At 53.1% G+C, this 4,855-nt stretch carries 4 protein-coding genes and 1 pseudogene; 3 read left to right on the top strand and 2 right to left on the bottom strand.

The genetic code is table 11. The features are described 5' to 3' along the window. Together RTK32_RS19110 and lrp are read right to left on the bottom strand one after the other, a co-directional pair. A partial coding sequence (locus tag RTK32_RS19110; RefSeq protein WP_312046764.1) for a DNA translocase FtsK 4TM domain-containing protein occupies window positions 1-615 on the bottom strand: 615 nt, incomplete at its 3' end. A gap of 119 nt (window positions 616-734) precedes the next feature. Continuing rightward, window positions 735-1,229 (bottom strand): leucine-responsive transcriptional regulator Lrp, encoded by a 495-nt coding sequence (gene lrp / locus RTK32_RS19105; protein ID WP_006118610.1) that lies wholly within the window; start codon window positions 1,227-1,229, stop codon window positions 735-737. A 516-nt stretch (window positions 1,230-1,745) separates the two neighbouring features. Here lrp and trxB point away from each other — a divergent pair. The 3 genes and pseudogenes from trxB to RTK32_RS19090 form a co-directional block, all read left to right on the top strand. Beyond that, window positions 1,746-2,711 (top strand): thioredoxin-disulfide reductase, encoded by a 966-nt coding sequence (trxB, locus tag RTK32_RS19100; protein WP_312046763.1) that lies wholly within the window; start codon window positions 1,746-1,748, stop codon window positions 2,709-2,711. 148 nt (window positions 2,712-2,859) lie between these two features. Further along, entirely contained in the window at window positions 2,860-4,617 is a 1,758-nt protein-coding gene (gene cydD / locus RTK32_RS19095; RefSeq protein ID WP_312046761.1) for a heme ABC transporter permease/ATP-binding protein CydD, read from the top strand. Further along, window positions 4,614-4,855 (top strand): annotated as a pseudogene (locus tag RTK32_RS19090) (cysteine/glutathione ABC transporter ATP-binding protein/permease CydC); the annotation flags it as partial. The gene cydD and the pseudogene RTK32_RS19090, both read left to right, overlap by 4 nt.

Genomic DNA, 4,855 nt, shown 5'->3' with positions numbered 1-4,855 from the left:
CCTGCGTCCACTGGCGAAAGTCAGCACGCCCATCACGGCCGCGCCAATTTTTTCAGCAATGGTCAGCCAGGACCAGCCGGTGTAAAGCGTCAGACCGGCCGCCCACACGCACAGCAGCGTTAAGGTGCCGCCAGCGGCGTTAAACCAGGGTGCCATCGCATTGCTTAACAGGCTGCCAATCACGCCACCGGAAGCAAAATACCAGATATCATCAGCATTTAACGCTGCCAGACCACACGAAGTGACCACGAGCGCCAGCACGCCGATCAAACGCAGCGCCACGGCAAAATAATCAATGTAATCCTGCGAATGCCGCTGGCGGAAGGTGATCCAGCACAGCCCCAGGATAACCGGGGGAATAGCATAAGCCATCACGCCAAAAATAAAGAACAGCGTGTCTGCCAGCCATGCGCCAATGCCGCCACCCACATTATGAATGGGTTCGTGCCAGGCGGTTTGTGACCAGCTGGGATCGGAGGGGTTAAAGCTTAACAGCGCCACCATCAAATAGACGGCAAAAAGCGCCACAACAATCAGTAACGCTTCGAGCAATCGACGACCGCTGCTCAGCGACTGTAGGGAAACATCTTTATCTTCTGTATATTCCTGGCTCAAGAGTACTCTCCAGGTGCCTGTAAACTATGGAGGCAACAGCGTCGGGCAAGCCCGACGCTGAAACTGTATGAATTCACAGGAGTGTACCGAAACCTATCAGGTTTTGCACCTGCCCTGTGTTACCGCGTCTTAATGACTAAGCGGTTACTTTGTTTCACTTCTTCCATGACCACATAGGTCCGCGTATCGTTTACGCCAGGCAGGCGTAGCAGGGTTTCACCCAGCAATTTACGGTAAGCGGACATATCCGGCACGCGCGTTTTCAACAGGTAGTCAAAATCGCCTGAAACGAGGTGACACTCTTGAGTTTCCTCAAGTTTTTGCACTGCGGCGTTAAATTGTTCAAACACGTCAGGTGCGCCACGATTCAGAGTAATCTCAACGAATACCAGCAGCGAGGCATCCAGATAATGCGGATTGAGCTGGGCGGTATAACCCAGGATGAAACCCTGTCTTTCAAGACGACGAACACGCTCAAGGCATGGTGTAGGTGATAAACCTACGCGTTTGGAAAGCTCGACGTTAGAGATACGTCCATCCTTTTGCAGTTCGTTAAGGATATTACGATCGATTCTGTCGAGATCTTTTCCAGGCCGTTTTTTATTGTCTACCATTATTATTGTCTCTCTAAATGCCTTCCCTTTGCCTGCCACACCCTGAACGAAATCATCTCGCAGGGTTGTTCTAAGTGAAGTCTGGAGCCTGCTGCGGTGTTATCACGCCCATCCGTCTGACGCATGCTGTCTGTCCACACCATGCGTCATGACCAATGACAGACTGAGTTTATTGAGCCTTCCAAAACAGGAAAAATCTGTCTTGCCAGCTCAAATGTCCTCTGCTTCCCCCCACTGTTTTCGCAAAAGCGCAGCCGATTGTCAAAGTAAAACAACTAAAATCAGTACAACATGCCAGATGTTAAGCTGCGTGACTGTTTTATAATGGAAAAATTGACTCATTGCACCATTTTACAGCGTGTTTTGCCCTGATTTAGCGCAGCAATAGCACTGTTCCCTGAAGGTAATCGGCTAAACCTTTTACAACCATCGCTAACAAAATTGCAGAATGCTTTTTTTGCCGCCCTAAATTCCCTACAATCGCAACATAGTAGCCAGCTAAATAATGAGGGTCTCATGAGCACGGCCAGACACAGTAAATTACTTATTTTAGGTTCCGGCCCCGCTGGGTATACGGCGGCTGTATACGCAGCACGAGCTAACCTTAACCCGGTACTGATCACCGGGCTCGAAAAAGGCGGTCAGTTGACCACTACCACAGACGTGGAAAACTGGCCCGGTGACCCGCACGATTTAACCGGTCCGGGCCTGATGGAACGCATGCATGAACACGCGGTAAAATTTAATACCGAGATTATTTTCGATCATATTCACAGCGTGGATTTACAGAATCGTCCTTTCCGTCTGATCGGTGATAGCGGCGAATATACTGCTGACGCGCTGATTATTGCTACCGGCGCATCTGCCCGCTACCTTGGCCTGCCTTCTGAAGAAGCGTTCAAGGGCCGCGGCGTGTCAGCCTGTGCTACCTGCGACGGCTTTTTCTATCGTAATCAAAAAGTAGCGGTAATCGGTGGCGGTAACACGGCCGTAGAAGAAGCATTGTATCTGGCGAACATCGCGTCGGAAGTGCATCTGATTCACCGCCGCGACAGTTTCCGGGCGGAAAAAATTCTTATCGATCGCCTGATGGAAAAAGTGCGCAACGGCAATATCGTGCTGCATACCAACCAAACGCTGGACGAAGTGATGGGCGATCAAATGGGCGTCAGCTCGCTGCGTCTGCGCTCAACGCTGGACGATGCGCCGCAGGAGCTGAGCGTGGCCGGTCTGTTTGTGGCTATCGGCCACAGCCCCAACACGGCAATCTTCAAAGATCAGCTTGATTTAGAAAACGGCTACATCAAAGTGCAGTCCGGCCTGCACGGCAACGCGACACAAACCAGCATTCCCGGTGTGTTTGCTGCAGGCGATGTGATGGATCATACCTACCGTCAGGCGATTACCTCTGCCGGCACCGGCTGTATGGCCGCGCTGGACGCGGAACGCTATCTGGATGGTTTAGTTAAAGAATCTCAGTAATCTTTACTGTTTTGATGCGATTTTAGCGAAGGCGGCCTGTTCAGGTCGCCTTTTTATTTTCTGCACGCTACCATTGCCCGCGATTGCCCTTACCAAGAGAAAGGGATTGTCATTTTACGCGTCCGAACGCGCGGCAGACAGGTACAGCATGGATAAGACCCGCCAACAACAGCTCCTTTTATGGCTAAAAAAACAGCGCGTATATGGCAACTTCTGGTTCAGCATCTCGCTGCTGTGCGGCATGACCGGTGCGCTGCTTATCCTTTGTCAGGCCTGGTTGCTGGCGACGCTCCTGCAGGCGCTAATCGAGGACCATCTTGCACGGGAGACACTCCTCCCCCAATTTATATTACTGTTTTCCTGTTTTGTGCTGCGCGGCATGCTGTTGTGGCTGCGTGAGCAAGCCGGTTTTGCTTCAGGCCGCGTCATCCGGGAAAACCTCCGTCGCCAGATCCTGGACAAGCTTGCCGAAGCTGGCCCCGCCGTTATTCAGGGGAAACCAGCCGGAAGCTGGAGCACGCTCTTACTGGAACAAATCGATAACTTACAGGACTACTATTCCCGCTATTTGCCACAAATGCTGCTGGCCGTGCTGATTCCCTGCCTTATTCTTATTTTCCTTTTCCCGGTTAACTGGGTCGCAGCGCTGATTCTGCTGCTGACCGCCCCGCTCATTCCGCTGTTTATGGCGCTGGCCGGTATGGGCGCAGCCGATGCTAATCGCCGTAACTTTCAGGCTTTGGCGCGGCTCAGCGGCTATTTTCTTGACCGTCTTCAGGGCATGGAAACGCTGCGGTTATTTAATCAGGCTGCAGCAGAAAATAGCCGTATTCGCACCGCTTCGGCCAGCTTCCGTCAACGAACCCTGGAAGTCTTGCGTCTGGCCTTTCTCTCCTCTGCCATACTGGAATTTTTTGCGGCCGTCTCGGTTGCTATCGTAGCGGTCTATTTCGGTTTTTCCTTTCTTGGGGAACTGGATTTTGGCCATTATGGCCTCGGCATAACGCTTTTTTCCGGCTTTCTGGCACTTATTCTTGCACCGGAATTTTTCCAGCCGCTCAGAGATCTGGGCACCTTCTATCATGCCAAAGCCCAGGCGACAGGTGCCGCCGACGTGCTGGAAACCTTCCTGACCGCGGAACAGTTTCAGATACGGTCCGGCACGCTGAAGCCCGACTTTCAGCAGGCCATGACGCTGACCGCCACTGATTTGCGGATTGTGACCCATCAAGGCGTACTGCTTGTCGGGCCACTCAGTTTCACTCTGGAAGCAGGTCAAAGAGTGGCGCTGATTGGGCGAAGCGGCGCGGGTAAAACGTCTCTTCTTAACGTACTGGCGGGCTACTTGCCCTATCAGGGCTCGTTGAAAATAAACGAGACGGAACTGCGCGATATCCTGCCGGCCTGGTGGCAACAGCAGCTTGCCTGGGTGGGGCAGAATCCGCACTTACCTGCCCGGACCGTGCGCGAAAATATTGTGCCGCAGGGTGATGACGATCCGCTCAGATTACAACAGGCTTGCGCCCTGGCTGGCGTGGACGAATTTCTGGCACGGCTGCCAGAGGGCATAGAAAGCGCAGTCGGTGAACAGGCGACAGCCCTTTCTATCGGGCAGGCACAGCGCATCGCTGTGGCGAGAGCGCTCTGTAAGCCTTGTCGGCTATTGTTGCTGGATGAACCCGATGCCAGCCTTGATGGCCCGGTGGCAGAGCAAGTAAGCCAGGCGCTACTGAACGCCTCTTTTCATCAAACCACGCTGTTTATTACCCATCGGCTCGATCGTTTAGATCAGTGGGACGAAGTCTGGCTGCTTGAGAAGGGAAAACTCGTGCAGCAGGGCAGTAAGGCGCAGTTGCTGCAGCAACCCGGGCCTTTTAAAACGCTGGTTGAGGAGATGGGGAGATGAAATTTATGCGTCCCTGGCTTGCACTTTTACGTCCGCACGCCCCACGCCTGATGCTGGGTATTTTGCTGGCAGTCGTCACGTTACTCTCGGGCATCGCATTACTGACGCTTTCCGGCTGGTTTCTCGCGGCCTGTTCGTTGGCGGGCGCTGCCGGAATGTATAGTTTTAACTACATGCTGCCGGACGCTGGAGTAAGAGGCGCTGCAATTCTACGCACTGTTGCTCGTTATGTAGAAAG

Source organism: Erwinia sp., assembly GCF_031978025.1.
Classification (GTDB): domain Bacteria; phylum Pseudomonadota; class Gammaproteobacteria; order Enterobacterales; family Enterobacteriaceae; genus Erwinia.
Note: the sequence above shows the minus strand (reverse complement) of the source record. Positions and strands in the feature narration are given on the sequence as shown.